General features: G+C 54.2%; 11 protein-coding genes. 9 read left to right on the forward strand and 2 right to left on the reverse strand.

The genetic code is table 11. The features are described from left to right. Positions 1–497 precede the first annotated feature (497 nt). Complete coding sequence (locus GX466_02755; GenBank protein ID NLH93126.1) at positions 498–4,109, forward strand: T9SS type A sorting domain-containing protein; 3,612 nt, start codon at positions 498–500, stop codon at positions 4,107–4,109. Positions 4,110–4,181: 72 nt separating this feature from the next. Beyond that, entirely contained in the window at positions 4,182–5,102 is a 921-nt protein-coding gene (locus GX466_02760; protein NLH93127.1) for a 3-phosphoglycerate dehydrogenase, read from the forward strand. An 85-nt stretch (positions 5,103–5,187) separates the two neighbouring features. Here GX466_02760 and rpmA read toward each other — a convergent pair whose 3' ends face one another. Next, positions 5,188–5,457 (reverse strand): 50S ribosomal protein L27, encoded by a 270-nt coding sequence (gene rpmA, locus GX466_02765; GenBank protein ID NLH93128.1) that lies wholly within the window; start codon positions 5,455–5,457, stop codon positions 5,188–5,190. 11 nt (positions 5,458–5,468) lie between these two features. Further along, on the reverse strand, positions 5,469–5,783 hold the full coding sequence (gene rplU / locus GX466_02770; protein ID NLH93129.1) for a 50S ribosomal protein L21: 315 nt from the start codon (positions 5,781–5,783) through the stop codon (positions 5,469–5,471). 333 nt (positions 5,784–6,116) lie between these two features. Here rplU and GX466_02775 point away from each other — a divergent pair, with 333 nt between their 5' ends. The 7 genes from GX466_02775 (at position 6,117) to GX466_02805 (ending at position 17,560) form a co-directional block, all read left to right on the forward strand. Continuing rightward, on the forward strand, positions 6,117–8,921 hold the full coding sequence (locus GX466_02775) for a T9SS type A sorting domain-containing protein (protein ID NLH93130.1): 2,805 nt from the start codon (positions 6,117–6,119) through the stop codon (positions 8,919–8,921). A 31-nt stretch (positions 8,922–8,952) separates the two neighbouring features. Next, on the forward strand, positions 8,953–10,023 hold the full coding sequence (locus GX466_02780; protein ID NLH93131.1) for a hypothetical protein: 1,071 nt from the start codon (positions 8,953–8,955) through the stop codon (positions 10,021–10,023). 7 nt (positions 10,024–10,030) lie between these two features. Beyond that, positions 10,031–11,083, forward strand: a complete 1,053-nt coding sequence (locus GX466_02785) for a T9SS type A sorting domain-containing protein (protein ID NLH93132.1) — start codon at positions 10,031–10,033, stop codon at positions 11,081–11,083. Further along, on the forward strand, positions 11,080–11,682 hold the full coding sequence (locus tag GX466_02790) for a hypothetical protein (GenBank protein ID NLH93133.1): 603 nt from the start codon (positions 11,080–11,082) through the stop codon (positions 11,680–11,682). The genes GX466_02785 and GX466_02790 overlap by 4 nt, the downstream gene beginning before the upstream one ends. 487 nt (positions 11,683–12,169) lie before the next feature. Beyond that, a complete protein-coding gene (locus GX466_02795) occupies positions 12,170–14,365 on the forward strand; it encodes a hypothetical protein (GenBank protein ID NLH93134.1) in 2,196 nt (731 codons plus the stop codon). Next, positions 14,362–16,350, forward strand: coding sequence for a T9SS type A sorting domain-containing protein (locus GX466_02800; protein ID NLH93135.1), 1,989 nt, complete (start codon positions 14,362–14,364; stop codon positions 16,348–16,350). Before GX466_02795 ends, GX466_02800 begins: the two co-directional genes overlap by 4 nt. 148 nt (positions 16,351–16,498) lie before the next feature. Further along, positions 16,499–17,560 carry a hypothetical protein gene (locus tag GX466_02805; protein ID NLH93136.1) on the forward strand — a complete coding sequence of 354 codons (1,062 nt, stop codon included), beginning with the start codon at positions 16,499–16,501 and terminating at the stop codon, positions 17,558–17,560. The last annotated feature ends 462 nt before the right edge of the window (positions 17,561–18,022 follow it).

Consider the following 18,022-nt stretch of genomic DNA (forward strand, 5'->3'; position numbering starts at 1 on the left):
GCCACGTCCTGAGCGGTTGAGTCCATCCCACTCTCATGCCTCCCGCATTATTCTCGTATCAAATGCGGGCATCATACGGGAGGCGCACCAGGGATTTGGTAAAGGGCCTTAACGGCCAGTCAACATCGCTTCACTTCCTAGCGGGTTTTCTTTCCGCTTTGTATCCCACGAATTCGATATGCTCGTTTGCGAGGACCCCTAAGCTGGGATTACTGTGATCACGCCACTCTTTGAATATGAGCTGATAATTTCAGTCCTGAATTTGTGTCTGAGATACCTAATGCATTATCTAAGTTAATGAATGGCTATACTGAGCAGGAGCTGGTTTGTTTTATGCAGGGGAAAGAAGAATATCTGTATGGGTTTTGCTTACGTTGAGTTCCTGATTTGTGTGTGCAAGTGCGAAGAGAAAAAATGCTTGACGTTTCCCGGCCGTTTGTAGTTTATGGGTTACATTGCCAAAAACGTGTAATTTATCTGAGCCAAGGATGATAGATATGAAAAGGACGCTTTTACTGATCGGGCTTTTGGCCCTTTGCGGGCTCGCTTTCGGGCTGAGTCTGCACCTGAATGTTGATCCTGCCGGCGCCACAGGCGCCACCCGGGGTGCTGAGACCGCGCCCCTGATGGATCCAGGCGTTCCGGTGCTGAACTATCTTCCGGTGCGGGTGCTGCTGCCCTTCGGCGAAAAAGTGCTGAACGTGAGTGTGAACCTGGACGAGCCACAGCTCCATGACGACAGGGCTGAACTCGACTTCGTTCGCGCGCAGCAAAAGATTTCGCAGCCCCATCCTGACACCACGCAACCGGACCCCGCTATCTGGAGCGTCGATGCTGCCTGGCCCAGCCAGGATTTCAGCTATCTCGGAGTGCAGTCCATGCGCGGTTATCAGATTGCCGTGATCAACGTCTATCCCTTCAAATACAATCCCGTGAAGAAGCATCTTCTGGCCAGTATACATGTCCAGATTGAGATCGAGACCACCTTTGACGAAGCTACGGCGCGCACCTCGGCCAACTTTTTTGCCCCAGCCAGGGGCAATTCTGACTTACAGGATTTGGTGCTCAATCCGGATGCCGCTGCCAGTTACCTGAATTCAGCCAGCTATCGCGACCACGTGCCGCAAAGCCGGTTGATAGACCTCAGCGTGCCTAAAAAGATGATCATCATCACCAGCGATTCCTGCACCTCGAATTTCACCAACTACATCCAGTGGCGCAACACACAGAACATAAGTACCGGCCTGTTCAGCACAGCGGATATCTATGACGCCTACCTCGGAACTGACAACGCCGAGAAGGTGCGCAACTTCATCATCGATGCCTATCAAACTTGGGCCACCTCAGCCACTCCGCTGGAATACGTGATCCTGGGCGGCGATGACGAGATCGTGCCGGAACGCGGCTGCTACGGTCAGGTGGGCGACACTGTGGACAACCGGATGCCCACCGACATCTATTTCAGCAATCTGGATGGGAACTGGAATGCCAACGGAAACAATATCTGGGGCGAACCATCGGACGACGTGGACATGCTGCCTGAAGTGCACATCGGACGTTTCCCAGCCGAAACTCAGTCTGAATTTGCCAACATCTTCCGTAAAACCCAATACTACGTTAACAACGACACATTTAGCAATAACATCTCGATCATGTTCGGCGAAAATCTTAACTACAACCCCCTCACTTGGGGCGGCGATTACAAGGATGATGTGGCCATCCATATTCCAGATGATTATTTCCTGCGCACCATGTATCAGCGTGACGGCACCTACAGCGCGGAGGGCGTCTGGAACGCCATCAACCAGGGCGCCAACGCCATGAACCACATGGGCCACGCCAACGAAACCTACCTGATGGGGCAAAGCAACAACACCATCCAGCAACTCCAGAACACGGAATACGGATTTCTTTACAGCCAGGGATGCTATCCCGCCGCTTTTGACCAGCGGACCAGTGGGATTAGCGAATGCATCGGCGAACACCTGTCCTTCGCGAATGGCGGGGTTTTCGCCTTCATTGGTAACACGCGCTACGGCTGGTACATGCCGGGCAGCATTGATGGCCCCTCGCAGTTTTATGATCGCGAGTTTTTCATCGGCCTGTACGAGACCCCGAACACCCGCCTGGGCCAGGCGCTCAGCTATTCCCGGCTGCAAAACCTCAATGCCGCGCTCAGCATAGACGTAATGCGCTGGTGCTACTACCAGATGGTGCTGTTCGGCGATCCTTCTATAGAGATCAAATATCCCGATACCTCTCTGCCTTTCCTTACTTTGGAAGATTACAGCATCTCCGATATCGAAGGTGATGGCGACGGCGGCATCAACCCCGGCGAAATCCTGCGCATCTTTCCTGTGATCCGCAACCATCAGGACTGGGCGACAGCCAATAATGTTAGCGTGACCCTGCAAAATGTCCCGGCTGGAGTGGAGGTGCTGACCGGTACACAGAGCATCTCCCAGATCCTGCCTGGCGAGACCAGCCCGGATGGATTTTTCATCCGCGTGCAATTAAGCCCCGACATCGGCTATGGAATCTACCAGATGCAACTTACGCTGGACGCGGTGCATCCCACCACCGGTCTCAGCATCGGTATTCGCAGGTTTGACATCAGCGTAGAGGTCACCATGGTGGATAACCGATATCCCTGGGATTGCCAGATCCAAACCAAATCCGCGCCCATGGTGCACGATTTCAACCGCGACGGAAGCTCTGATATCATGTATCTGGATGTTTATGGCCGGGCCTATTACATTGATGGGTATGGCGAGAATTTCGATGGCTGGTTCGCTCCTCCGCAACAGGATATCATGAGTAGCGCCGCCATTGGCGACATCACCGGCGACGGCGCTCCCGAGATAGTTTACTCCAGCCGCACCGGACGTCTTTTGGCCACCTCCCTGTCCGGGGTTCCTGTCTTCGATTACAACGCCGGCAGCCCGTTGCTGTTCAGCCCTGTGATCGCTACCATCGACGCTTCCGGCACAGACAAGGTGCTGGCGCAGGGGCTCAATGGCGATCTGCATGCCGTTGATCATAATGGCATACCGGTTCCGGGTTTCCCCGTAAACCTCGGTTCCGCCTACTTTTCAGAGATGGCAGCTGCCGACCTGGACGGCGACTGCCTGATGGAAATCATCGTCGGCACCAACAACGGCAATTTGCACGTCCTGGACGGCACTGGCAACTACAAACCCGGGTTCCCCATTTCTATATTCGGCGCCATATCCGGTGCACCAACTGTGCTGGACAACGGCAGAATCGCCCTGGGAGCGAACACCCGGATGCTGTTGGTTTCACCCACCGGAGAGATCCTGGTGGACAAGCAAATCCCCTCCGCGATGGCCTCCAGTCCAGTTTTGGCTGATCTCAACGGTGACGGGGCCCTGGAAATAGTATTTGTGACTCTTGGCGGAATCCTCTGCGCGGTTGACCAAAACGGCGATTACCTGAGCGGATTTCCTTTGAATGTCGGAGCAGTATGCAACACCCCGCCCCTCATTGCAAACCTGGACGACGATCCCGCCCCGGAAATCCTGGTCTCCAGCAACATCAACTCCGTTTATGCCTACAAAACCGACGGATCCATGCTGGACGGATTCCCCTTCATCACTTCCTATAACGGCACCACTCCGGGCACCATCTGCGATCTGGATAGCGACGGAATCTTGAAACTGGTGAGCGGCTACTCCACCGGTGTCTTGGTGTTGAATCTGCGCCGCGCCGCCGGAGGTTGCATGCCTTGGGTCACCTATCGCGGCTCGCTAAAACGCCAGGGCAGCCACGCAGCTGCAATTCTTCCGAGTTCTGACCCCACTGTACCAGCGCTTTCGGACAAACTGCTGCAGAACTATCCCAATCCCTTCAATCCCAGCACCACCATCGCTTTCCAGACTGCTCAGAATGGTGAGGCGCGCCTGACAGTGTTCAACCTGAAAGGCCAGTCCGTGCGCGAACTCAACTCCGGATATCTGCCCAAAGGCGATCACAGCGTGCTTTGGGACGGACGAGACGATTGCGGCAACGCTGTGGCCAGCGGTTTGTACTTCTACCGGTTGCAAACCCGCGAAGCCTCGATCACAAAGCGTATGCTACTAATGAAGTGAAAAAGGGCTTGACTTGAAAACAGCCATAACCATTATAAGATCATATGATAAATACAAACAAGGAGACCAAAAATGCCCAAAGTACTGATCGCCACGGAAAAACCCTTTGCCGCGGCCGCCGTGCAAAAAATCAAAGCCGAGCTTGACGCCGCAGGCTATACCCATGCCTGGCTGGAAAACTACACCGATCCCAAAGACCTTCACACCGCCGTCGCGGATGCCGATGCCCTCATCATCCGCAGCGACAAGGTTGACGAAGCCGTCTTCGCAGCAGCTCCGAAACTCAAAATCGTGGTGCGCGCCGGCGCCGGATATGACAACATCGACCTCGCCGCTGCCACAGCCCACAACGTGGTGGCCATGAACACTCCTGGCCAGAATTCCAACGCAGTGGCAGAGCTTGCCCTGGCTATGATGATCTATATGGCGCGGGGCAAATTCAACGGCAAAAGCGGATCCGAACTGGCCGGCAAGAAGCTGGTGCTCTATGGTTTCGGTTTCGTTCCCCGTTTTCTGGCCAAGATGGCCAAAGGCGTAGGAATGGAAGTTTTCGCCTACGATCCCTACATCAGCCCTGAAATAATGGCCAAGGAAGGCGTCACCACCCTAAACAGCGTACAGGAAATCTTCAGTACCGGCGACTACATTTCCCTGCACATTCCCGCCACAGCCGAAACCAAGAAATCCATCAACTGGGACCTGCTTTCCCTGATGAAGGACAATTGCATCATGGTGAACACCGCGCGCAAAGAAGTCATCGACGAAGATTCTCTGCTGAAGGCCTTTGAAGAAAAAGCGAAATTCCGTTATGTGAGCGACGTGGAACCCGATTGCTCCGCCAAACTAGCTGAGCTCTACCCCGACCGCAGCTATTGGACCCCCAAGAAAATGGGGGCCCAGACCGGTGAAGCCAACGTCAATGCCGGCGTGGCCGCTGCTAAGCAGATCATCGCCTTCCTCGAAAAGGGCGATACAACCTTCAAGGTAAATTAATTACGCCTCCGGACCTCAGTTCGGAACGCAAAAGATAACCCCCGGTTTTTGACCGGGGGTTTTTCAATATGGGTGACGGCGCCGCTTATGCTTCGCTGCTGATGGGGACCACAGAGACGAACTTTCTGTTGCTGGCCCCGCGGGTCTCAAATTTCACATGGCCTTCGATGAGGCTGAACAGGGTATAGTCCCTGCCCATGCCGACGTTGGCGCCGGGATGGATTTTCGTGCCTTTCTGGCGCACGATGATGTTGCCGGCCACAACATACTCACTGCCGTACTTTTTCACGCCGCGGTATTTGGGATTGCTGTCCCGTCCGTTGCGGCTGCTTCCGACTCCTTTCTTATGTGCCATTTCTCATCTCCTCAAATCCGGATACCGGTGACTTTAATTTCTGTGTATTGCTCACGGTAACCTTTTTTAACACGGTAACCTTTCCTGCGTTTGGCATGGTAGATCACCTTCTTTTTGCCTTTACCGTGCTCGATTACTTCTGCAAGTACTGCTGCGCCTTCTACTACGGGCTGGCCGACCATGATCTCGTCCTCATTGCGGACAAGCAACACCCGGTCAAACTCCAGGCTCTGGCCCGGCTCCGCCGTATTCAGCAGGGGAACGCGCAGGATGGCGTTTGCTTCAGCCCTGTACTGAAATCCTTTGATATCAACGATGGCGTACATCTTGACTCCTTATTTTTGTATGGAAATTCACAATTTTTCGAGGCCCGCTATCCGTCAAGGGGAAAATTGGCTGGTGCTTAACCCCCTCCATTTCATCTCCCTGTTGCCTCCCGCATAATTCCCGTATTCGATGCGGCCATTATGCGGGAGGCGATGCAGAGGCGGAAGTTCGGGGGCTAAGGTTGGAGTAAGGTTCATGAGCCCAAACATAATATACATCAGGATTACAGCGTTAGCCTCGGCAGCGGCGCCTGTTTTTTGCTTGAAGATTGGAACGATTCATGCAACCCTTACAATTTGCCTTAAATACTTGCAAGCAATACGGGAGGAAAAATGCGTAACGCAATGTTACTGTTGACGTTGGCCTTGGGGCTTGGAGCCCTGACGGCGCAGATGAGCCCCCTCCATCTGGTGGGGGAGGGTCATTTTGCCGGTAAGGCCGCTGTACATTCCGAGCCAGGACTGCTGGCTATGGTTTATTTCAACAACCCCGGAGCTCACCCAGGTCTAACTGGCTGGATCGTTTATAGATCCAGCACCGACGGCGGCGACTCCTGGACTTCCGTCAATGTTGCCCAAGCCAGCAACTGTCTTACCAGACCCACTCTCTTTTACTCACCAGAGGAAATTATCATCACCTACACCAGCGGCACGGACAGGTTGATGGCTAAATCAGTCGATGGCGGCCTGACCTGGCTAACCGCGACAGATGATCCCTCTCTGGATACCGGTCGAACGTTCGAGAACAGTCCCATCACGGAACGAAGGGACGGCCAGCTCAAAACCGTCGATTTGTTGCTGCCCTATCCCGAGCACTCGCAGGATGATTACTGCCATCCGGATGATCCGGAGGAACTGATTGTACCACATATAATTACCGAAAATGATATATCCTCCAACGACACGAACCTCTATTATCATGGCCAGGATCAGATCTATGGCGGCGTTCGTTTGAATTCCGATCTCTGGATCAAGCGAACCTCAGGCGGCTCCAACAACGGCTGGCCCGCTTTTTACGGCCCGGTCATCATCAGCGGCGAGGTGATGAGCTTCAGCGGAACCTATAATGAACACGAAATCTTTCTTGGAGGTTTGATCGAAAACGCGCCACTGTTGGAAATTACCGGCGCCACTAATGTTGACAACCAGTTGGTCGGACCTACGTATTATAATCCCAACCACATCATGTATGTGGAAGTTGACGGCAGTAGCTACACTGCCTATCTGGGAGTGGTGCAGCCTGCCCATATTGTGACTTCAGATGTTTATTCCACCTATCCTCCAGCAGACCCGAACAACTTTCTCTACCAAAACAGTTACGCTGTCTGCGACACCATCTGGAGCTTCTATAACAGCGGATCCTGTCACAACACCAGCATGTTTGTGAATGGCAAGCTCTGGATAAAGGGCACCTTCGGCTCGCACCAAACCTGGGCGGCGGCAGACACCATCTTCATCCTGGATGACATTCTATTGGCCAACACTCCAGCGGGATTAGACTTGGTTGGCAATCTAACCGATTCCGTTAACCTGGTTTCGGAAGAGAGTATCGTGCTCAAATACGGTTACCGCAGCCCGGTGGATTACCTGCGCTATCACGGGCTCTGCGCTTCGGACCAGGAACCCCACCTGATCTATGCCAGTCTTTTCGCGTTTGGCAGAGACTCTGTCAACCCGCGCTGCGACGGGGTTTTCACCTTCGAATACCAGCATCCGCATCCTTCCACGCCGGCAGTGCGGATCGACGGCGTCCTGTATGAAAACATCGACCTACACCGCTACTGCTATCCCCAAACCCAAACCCAGCCCTGGGCCTCCATCAATCCGGGAAACCGCAACCTGAAGATTGACCTGCCCTGGTACAATCCCCTCTGGCCGGAACGCACACCCTATCTGGAACGGGGAACCCTGAAGCTCTGGGGTAGTGTGTATCAGCAGCGTCGCGGCTTCATGCACCGCTCCTATGATGACCAAGAGTGGCCCAGTTACAATGTCTGGGATATCGACCAGGACCACTGCGGGGGTTCAAGCTCGCCAACCTCTGTTAGTCATAACGATCCCATTTTTGGATTTCAACTTACCAATGTCAACTATCCCGGCGCCGACGGTTCTGGTGTGGGATACAAAAGACAGTACTACAACGATTACCGCCGCAAGCTGAGTGACGCTCCCTTTGCCGGAGACACCGACCAGCACAGCATGTGGAAGCTGGGACTGGCCCTGGGGACCATAAACGATTCGACGGGCGAACGCTATTTCCTGAAACCACAACTGAAACGCACCCACTGCAAAGCTTTCACCCGCTCTGATAACCGTGCCCTTTACAGCGTGAACGACCTGCTGCTCTACGCTGAGGGCGACAATGTGGCAGACTGGTCCGCTTCCACAAAAGGCCAGGGCCTGATCCGCAGCCTGGATCTGGCTTCAGACGGCTCTGCCTTCCTGCTTCAGGAAACCGAGGGACCTGACACACGCCAACTAAAGGTCCGAGTCCTTGAGGCGGGTACCGGTGATTTGGACTATGAGATAGCCTACCAGGTGGATACTGGCCTCAATGCCACGACTGTTTTGCCCTTGGGACACAGAATCTTTGCCCTGTATGAAGCCGGCACTCTCAAGATTTATCAGGTTTATTCCGGCACGTCCACCTTGCTCGCCAGTTGGCCCCTGAACATCAGCGACCCGGGCCAGTATGACCTGTCCAATTCCACCCTGGCTCTTGTGCCTGCCGACGATGATGTTTTGGATATCTATCTGTGGCTGCGTGCTATCGGGACAGAACCGAACCAGTCCGGCCAGGTTTTCCACGCCAGAACTATCCTGACCGTTCCCAACGACGATCCCGGTCTTCCTCCGGTGCTTCAGCCAAGTCTGACAGCCTGGCCCAATCCAGCCTTTGGCAACGTCAACATCAAGCTGGATCACGCTTCTGGCAGCCAGCCCGTTCTGGAGGTTTACAACCTTCGCGGCCAGAAGGTCCGCGTGCTGCAGCCAGAGAAAACGGCCTCCGGCAGCAGCTTCGAGTGCATCTGGAACGGCTTGGACGACAGCGGTCAGCCAGCCGCCAAAGGTGTCTATTTCCTGCGGGCAACTCTGCCTGGCCTGAATATTCCCATGAAAAGGATTTGCCTTTACTGATCAATGACTTACTCTTTCCTTGGGAGGAGAAATGGACGTGAAAAAGATGGTCTCCGCTGCGGCCCTGCTGCTCGTTATCAGCGCTTTGGCTGCCAACATCCAAATCCCCCGGGCGGTGGAGCGCGTCTGGTTTGACGATTCTGACAATTTCTGGGTGCGCTTCGGCCCTGAGGCAGACGCTTGGGACGTGGGCAGCCTCGGCTTCGCAACCTCTTCCGGCACTTACAATTTCCCCTGCGACTACACCCTGCCGCCGGAATTGCCGTTCGAAATCAATCTCAGCCAGGCCATCCCCGGTTTCACCATCAACCGCGCGGAAGACTTTTTCACAGTGGATACGGACCCTTATGATGATCCCTTGGATGAAACCGTCAGTTGGGGGCCCCAGAACGACACCAGCGTGAACATCCATCCGCTCACGGCCGGCCAGTCTGTGGTGCAGTATTCGGTCGGCTACCAAATCTACATGGGGGAATGGGAATCAATGCACGTCTGGGCTAAAGACAACGGCACAGCTTATGTGCATCCCTATTGTCCCGCCACCCTCTGCACCCTGAGCGTACAGGTGAACGATCTCAGCGGCCAACCTGCTTCCTCGGTGCCCATCCACCTGAACTACGGCACCTACCCTGACACCGTCTGGCCGGACGCGCACACCAATTCCAACGGTTGGTGGCAGAAGCAGTATTTCTATGCTCAGCGCGTCCGCGTCATCATCAAAGATCCCGTCACCGGAACCTGGGTTTACAACCAACTTCACTTCCCTGAGCCCGGCGAGCATATTCACATCGAAGCCATAGTCACGAGCAGTGGTGTTGCGCCCGAGGAACTAATGCCTAAAACTCTGGAGCTCAGCCCCTCCGTTTTGGGAGCCTCGTCCGGCAACACCCTGCACGTGGAATACAGATCAAAACAGCCGCTGGAAAGAGCCGCGCGTCTGGACCTCTACGATTTGCGCGGCAGATGGATGGCCGGCAGGGAAATGCCCAGAGAGGGATACACAGACTGGGTTTTACCGGACCTTGCCAACGGCATTTACTTCATCCGTCTCAGCGGCTCCAGAGGCCCTCTGGTTGGAGACCGTATCACCATCATAAAGTGAGGTAACCATGAAAAAGCTGCTTATGCTTGTGGCCGTAATGCTGTTCGCCACAGCTTTGACGGCCAATCCCATTACACCCCGAAACCTGGCCCGGCTTTGGTTTGATTCCGGCGACCTCTTTCTCCAGTTCGCCGAAGACCATGGCTACTATGGCTATCTGGACCGCATTTCGGAACTTACCTTTGTCACCTCAGCCGGAACCTGGCAATTCCCAGACTCTTTCGTTCCACCCACTTCCCTGCCCTTCACTGTGAACATATCTGAGGCCATTCCCGGTTTCAGTATTAATCCCCTCAATGACCAATTGGTGCTGCAGGACAGCATCTCGTGGGATTCGCAGTGGCAAGAATCGGTCAGCTGGGGGCTGGGAGACGCTGTGGACCTGCGTTCCCTGCAGCCTGGCCAATCCGCTGTGCAGGTGATGGTAGGCACCTATGAAGGCGAGGTTGCCGCCTGGGCCAAGGACATAGGCACCGAGGGCGGATTCAACCCCGTTCACTGCTACACTCTCAGCGTGCACACACAGAACCAGCAAGGAATACCGGTGTCTGGAGTGCCAGTCTATTTGAGTTTTACCGGCTATATTTCCACATATTACACCCCATACACCACCGATGCCGATGGAAACTGGCAGCTAGCCTCTTCCGCAGTACCCACCCGGGTACGGGTTCTGGATCCGCTCACCCAGGAAATAGTGCTTGATATCAGGTTTTACCCAGAGCCGGAGGAAACCGTTTCGCTCACCGCTGTGATCAGCAGCGCAGCCGCAGACGATCCTGTCCAGCCCTCTGCCAGCCATGTATTAAGTATCAGCCCTTCAGTCCTGAACTCTGCCAGCGGGAACACCGTCTCGCTTAAATACGGCCAGGGAATCTCCCTCTCAGAATCTGCCGAACTTAAGCTTTACGACCTGCGCGGCCGTGTTTTGGCAAGTACTGGGATGCCGTCTGTAGCTGAGATTCAATGGCGCTTGCCGGAGCTGCCCAGCGGCATCTATTTTATTGCTTTGGAGCAGGGTTCCCGCCAGTTGGGACGAGGCCGGATCAGCGTCATCAAATGAGCCCCAAGGCCTTTTTGCTGCTGCTCTTGCTGTTGCCGGGGCTGCTGCTGGCCCAGCCGCAGTTCGCCTTTGAAGGCGAGGTGCTGGATTTTTCTCTGGAGAAAACCTCCCCGGAAAGCGACACTCTGCTCTGGATTGTCTCTGGCCGGTTCTTCCTTTCCAATCTCCACCATGAAGCACTAAGCCGCCTGATCTGGTTTCCCGTTCCCGCTTCCGACAGCGTCGGGGTCGCGGAGGATGTATCCATCAGCCTCATCGAACCCGTGGACAGCATGTCGGTGGAACTGCTATACCAGAACCAGCGCGGCTTTGGCTTCAGGCTGGACTTGCCCGCGCGCAGCTTTGCGGGAGTGAAAATCAGCTACCGGCAAAAGATTAGCGGCTCGGAAGCCCGCTATGTGCTGCTAACCGCTAACTCCTGGGGCCGGCCGCTGCCTTCTTCGGAGATAAACCTTACTCTCGGACAAGGAATTACGCTCACCGATCTGCCTTACCCGGACCCCATCGTCAGTCTCGACGCTCAAAACTCCAACTACCGCTGGACGTTTTTGGATTTCGTTCCGGACCGTGATTTCGTGGTTCGTTTCGGTTGCCTATGAACTGATACTATCCGGCAGGTGAATCAGAAACAAATCCAGAATCTGAACTTCCCGACCAAACATCCTTTCCATCCCTGAAATCCATGATGTTCATTAAACCCGGGCGGGTAACGCCTTGGTATGGCATACGATAACAGGTGTTTGAAGCGGCCAGGAAGAAGCGATCCTGACTGGCTGTTAAGGCCCTTTTATGTAACTCTGTCGCGCCTCCCGCATGATGCCCGCATTTGATGCGAGTATTGGGCGGGGGACAAAAGAGAGGGACGGTCTCGAGCGCTCAGGGCCTGACCGACAGGACATTGCGGTGAGTTGGCATTTATGGCTCTCTATTAAATCAAGTGGTTGCGGGCATTCAATCAGAAAGCAGTCCAGAGAGCTTTATCCATCCAATTTGAAAGAGAACCCAACATAATGCTTGACAAGTACTTTGATAAAGTTAGAATGACAACCGCGAATGGAAGACAAGAAAAGATAGCGGGAGTGAGTAATGAACAAACTAATGAGATCTTTTTTGGGCCTGGCTTTGCTGGCTGTACTCGTTTCCTGCGGCAGGAGCGGGCCAACAGCACCCCAGCCAATAGCCGGGACACTGGTTTTTTCAGAGGACAAACTGCCCTGTGATGGGGATGAATACATCTACCGGCAGGGCATTTCCGCGGGACCCGCCGTGCCGGAGAACGCCCTCTTCGCCTGGCGGGTAGAGACTTTAAGCGGTGAACTCCCACAAGGTTGGTTTGCCGATCCCGAGGGTTGGTTGTGGTTTCGCGCGCCCGGAGCGGATTTGGAGGTTTCCCTGGCGGAGGAAGGGCCGCACCGAAGCATTTGGACCACACGCGACAGCCTCAGCTTCGACTTTGCTTCCAGCGAGGGCAAAATCAGCAACCTCGTTAAAAAAGTGGATTTAAGGGTCAAGTCAACAGACTCTCAAATAAATACATACAGCTCCGGCTTCAAGAGCGACCGCTTGATCGGCAGCCTCATCAACACCGCCATCGAACCCGGCGCCAACACCGGCACCGGAATCGAATTCGCTTTGCGTGAAGTGATCGGCGACATTTATGTGGACGGCCTTTACGCGGACCACTTCATGTTTCGGCTAAACATACTGAATAAAGACCTGGAAGTGATTTCAGAAGGCGTCTGGCACAGTTCGCTGGAGATGGCGGATTTGCGCAAAGTGAGGCTGAACGCCACCACTGATCCTGCGCTCAGCGAAAACGCCCATAATCAATACACCCAGTTCGAAAGCTATGTGGTTAGCCGCCAGGGCATTGAGGAGGCCACTCCCCAGAGTGTCTATTTCCGGGTGCGGGGCAATTTCAAACCCAAAGCCCTGATTTATACCCAAGCCCTCGCCGCGCTGGGGGAGCACCACTACAGTGTCAACCCGTTGGAACAACTCTATTACAAGGAGCTGATCCCGCCTGCCGCCCTGCACAATAACAGAAGCCTCTGGGAAACGGATGCAGGCTGGGAGGCGATCAACTCCCCAGACCTGAAGCTGCATCTGCAGTGGGGCTATCTGGGCCAGTATGGTTCAACCAATCCGCCCTGGTCTGGCATGGAAGGCTTTATCCCCGGCGGTCCCTTCGATAAAGAGTTCAATCTCTGTCTCGACGCTGTCACTAAGACGAATTACCACAGCCAGGTGGCGCATTTCGACCTGCGGCTGGATGGCGTGCCCTTTCCCGCCCTGCCTCAATTCATCCAGACCGCACAGATCACCCATCACGGCAAGACCTGGCTGCGCGTGCCCAACTTTTATGAGGACTCCCGGCGCTGCATCCTCACCGGCTTGGCGGACGGAGAGCACGTTTTTGAAGTCTGCGCCGTCGATCTGCAAAGCGCCGTCAGCGACCCGGTGAGCGTCACCATCAATCTGGCGCCTTTTGTACACAGAACGCAGCGCCACGGCCTGCTGATCGTGGATGACACCCGTCACAGCGCATCCATGGCACCGGAAAGCTATGTGGATGGTTTCTACGACAGCGTTCTGCCCACAGACTGGGGTCCGCTGGGGCACGTTGACGCGCAGCCGGAAATTGGTTCCGCTCTCACCGTTTCGCCAGTCCTCATGCAAAACTATCTGGCGGTAATCTGGCATTCAGACAATCCCACGAGCAATATCAACCTCCCGATAAATGTCGACCCACTTGAAATCTACCTGAACGCCGGGGGAGCCGTGATCATCAGCGCCGGAGCCAACCTCTACAATGCTTTGTTTTCGCTACGGTTAGAAGCGCACGGCTTTGTGAGCGAACGCTTCGGGATTGAAAGCCTATCGGATCTTGGAGCGGTGTCCAATACCTGGTACAGCAATGTATTCTTCGTGAGGACGGAAGCAAAAGACAACCAATTCGACATGGACTTGATGATAGAAGATGCCTTCAATCCAATGGTGCGGCTCCGTCAGGGTCTCGGGCTGGTCACCTGGTTCGATCCGTCTCTGGCTGCCGGCTGTTACCACGCTTTCGGCTGCAAGCCGGTTGATCATCCGATCTATCCTCCGACCCAAGAGCAGTATAACTTCTACTCTTCCAAACATGTGGGCTATCAGCACGGGCGGATGTTTGTGTTCGGGGTTCCGCTTTCCTACCTGGAACCCCAGGACGTGGAACCAGCTTTGGATGTTATTCTTCAGCTTCTGCTGAATCAGGACAAGCTCGCTGGAGGTCGCTTATGAAACGCTCACTTGTGCTTTTCGTTATGTTGATGGTTGGGATTCTGGCTGCCCTGTCGCCGGAAACCGGGTTCGATACCAAATATATGAACCGTAAAATCCACAACGCTGGCAGTCTCAGGCTGGAAGTGAGCAACTATGGCCGCTGTTGGGGCCTGGATTATCCCGCTCAGAGCGGAAACAAACTGCTGATTGAAGGTTCCATCTGGATTGGGGGCAAGCTGCAGCGCCGAGATGATGAGGGGCGCAAGCTCTTCTGGCTGGCGCAGATTCCTTCCGCAGACAGCAGCGGGACCACCTTCGAAGGCGCTCCGGATTGGCATTCTGGCCTCAAAGCGGTGGTGGACACCCTCTGCAGCGTTGGCTGGGACCAGATTATGTTCCCCACCGGCAACGGCACTTACTTAGATGTTTGGGAACTGCTGCCAGCTTACAATACCCTTGCCGCCTATACTTCCCACTACCCTGAGTATTGTGACCAGGACATAGTTCTGAAAAGCATTCTGGGCTTCCCGGCACCGCGGGAATTCGCCTGGCCGGATCCAATGGGAACCTACTGCTTCAGCCAGCCTCAGCCAGAAAGCTTTGTCACGCCAGGCTTTGAGACCCTCACTGGCTATTTCTATGACTTCTGTCCCCTGGGAACAAGCGGACAGCGAGACTTGGGAACCTTCCGCCGATACAACCAGCATTATCCCCTGGGGATTGCCATAAAGCGGGAATCCTTTGCTTGGAACCTGCAAAACCTCGACCGGATGCTGGTTTTCAAGAACACCATCTACAACTGCAGCGACCGGGACACCATTTTCGACCTCGCCCTCGGTGAATTCGTCGAAGCTGATATCTACCCCGCCACGCACAGCGAATATGGTATGAACGACGACATCAGCGGCTATGACAGCGGTTATGATTTTGCCTATTCGCGCGACAAAGACGGCGATGGCGGGCTAAGCCCCAACTGGCTGGGGCACAAGCTGATCCTGCCGAGTTTCGAGGGCAGCAGGGCCTGCTGGGCCTGGCCGCTGAATTTTTCTCCCAAAGACCTTGATCCCCGCTCCTTTGATTTCATGCCCCTGCGCACCGCCAATGAAAAGTACTGGCTAATGACCGGACGCGGCATTAATCCATACTATTGCTTCCCCCTCAACTCAGATGACGGAACCGTGACCGAGGAGCCGAGATGGGGCGACACCCGGTTTCTGAACTGCCTCTGCGGAGCTCAGCCAACCCCCACTGACCCGGAGCCGGCTGGCCGGCTGAATCTCGCGCCGGGCGATAACATCAGCTATTACAGCATTTACTTCGTGGGCGCTGGATTGGAAGGTTTACGCGCCCAGAGCCAGTTCATAGACAGTTTCATCGCCGGAGGACTGGACATCGGTTCCACCTGCGGCCTCACCTGCATCCCCTATCTCACTGATTTCCAAGTGGTTGACAATCAGGTGGCGCGCCTCGACTGGCATTCCTTCACCGATCCCCACCACTTTGAGCTCAAATACAAACCCTGGGATGCTCCTGCCTCACAGTGGATCACCCGCGAATTGCCGGCGCAGAGCCGCTCCGTCTGGATCTGGGACCTCGATCCCGCCCTCTGGTATCAGATCAAGCTCGCCGCCATCTACGATCCAGGTCCCCAAGAGGTTTATCTCGAAAGCGAGACCCTGCTCACCTCGCTCAGCCAGGATTCGGAACCCGGCATCGAGGTTCCTCCGGTGGAACTCAGCCTTGCCAGTTTTCCCAATCCCATTAGGGAAAAGGCGTTGGTGAGCTTCGCTGTGACGGCAGATGGACCCACCAGACTGCAGGTTTTCAATTCTAGAGGCCAGCTCGTGCGAGAACTTCTATCTGAACAGAAGGGCCCTGGGGTTTACCAAAAGATCTGGGACGGCCGGGACGCCAACGGCGTATCCTGCTCTGCGGGAATCTATTTCCTACGTTTGGAAAGCAGCGGCACCAGCCTTATCCGAAAAATCGCTTTGGTAAGATAGGGCTAAATTCAGCCTTCTGGGAGCGGGATAGGGTTATTGCTATTGGAGATGTGTCTCTAAAAGCCCAAAGGACTTAATATGCCTTGACGTCATAGGCGACCTGTAAATAGTTTTAACACTCAAAGAAAAATAACAGCGAGAAATCATTATGCATAGCGAACTGAAGGACTATCTTTTGAACGAAGGCAAAGCACCGCAGGACTATGTATTGGATAAATTTGAGAACCACGAGATCGTGCTTTTGGGTGAGATGCACTACATCCGCCAGCAAGTGGAAATGTATCACCGACTTATACCCCTTTTGCCAGAGCACGGCATAAACCTGTTTGCCACCGAATTTGGGCGAAGGGAGGATCAGGCTCTTATAAACGAGTTACTTGGCAAAGAGCAGTTCGACTTTCTTCTGGCAAAGCTGATCACACTGCGTCAGGAGGCGTTTTGGGGGTACCAGGAATATCTGGACGTCTATAGGTTGATCTGGGAGCAAAACCGCAAGAATCCTCCGGACAGGCAAATCCGTTGCATTGGCTTGAATGATCCGTATAATTGGAAGCTGTACAATAAGATATGCCGCGAACAAAAGCGCGAGCCGAACGCCGAGGAGAGAAAACTGATCTGGAAGGATTGCGATGAAAAAAACTGGCTGCGCGCGCTTAACAAATACCATGTTCCAGGCGTCACCAAGGTTTTGGGTATCATGGGTTCGCATCACGCCTTCACCCGCTATCGCGAGCCGGATTTCACCGAGGAGGGTGGGCGCAAAGTGTTTGCCGGATTCAATAAAGTCCGTTTTGGCAACCATGTCCATGAGGAATATGGTGACGCGGTTTGCAATATTTGCTTTTACGATCCCTGGGACAGTCTGGAGTCTGACGCGCCTCCAAAGGCGCCTGGCGGTGGTATCATCGAGGATATCATCAGTCCGCACTTCTCTGAACTGGCTTTTGATCTGAAAGACAGCCCCGTGGGCGAACTGGCTGATGATAGTTTCTACTCCCTGGGTTATAAGGATTTCCGGCTGAGAGACATCTCCGACGGCATGATCTATACCTGCAAGTTAACGGAATTCAAAAACTTGACCCCAATCCCCGATTTTATCGACGCGGATAACTTGCAGGAATTCCGTGATTACGCGCCCTTCAATTATGATACGGATAAAAGCTGCGAAGAGATTAACCGGATTATCGCGGAATCGGCTGAAACCTGGTGATGGGAGGCTTTGTAGCTTGTTAGGCTCTCTTTACAACCGGGTGGGTAATAATCTGTTGGCTGCTTTCTGTTTGAGCACTTGTATCCACTTGATTTGATATAGAGTTATAAATCCACTGTAATGTCCTTTCCGTCACATCCTGAGCGGTCAATTCCATTCCTCTTTCATTTCCCGCGCATAATCCTCGCATCAAATGCGGCCATCATACGGGAGGCGAATCCTTGACAAGTGACAAGGCCTTAACGGCCTGACGGTATCGCTTCGCTCCTCCGAGGGAATACAGTCATTTCACACCCTCGCTATCGTTTTCCATCCCAATGCGTTATACCATTTCGCTTGCATAAATACTAGAATTGATTATCCTGTCTCTGTATTCATATCACTGGAGGTAGTGATGAGAAAGATTCAAGTAAGCGACACCTTGCCGGCATCAGAACTCAAACGTCGGATGCTAAGTAGCAA

It is taken from the genome of Candidatus Cloacimonadota bacterium, from assembly GCA_012516855.1.
Lineage (GTDB): Bacteria > Cloacimonadota > Cloacimonadia > Cloacimonadales > Cloacimonadaceae > Syntrophosphaera.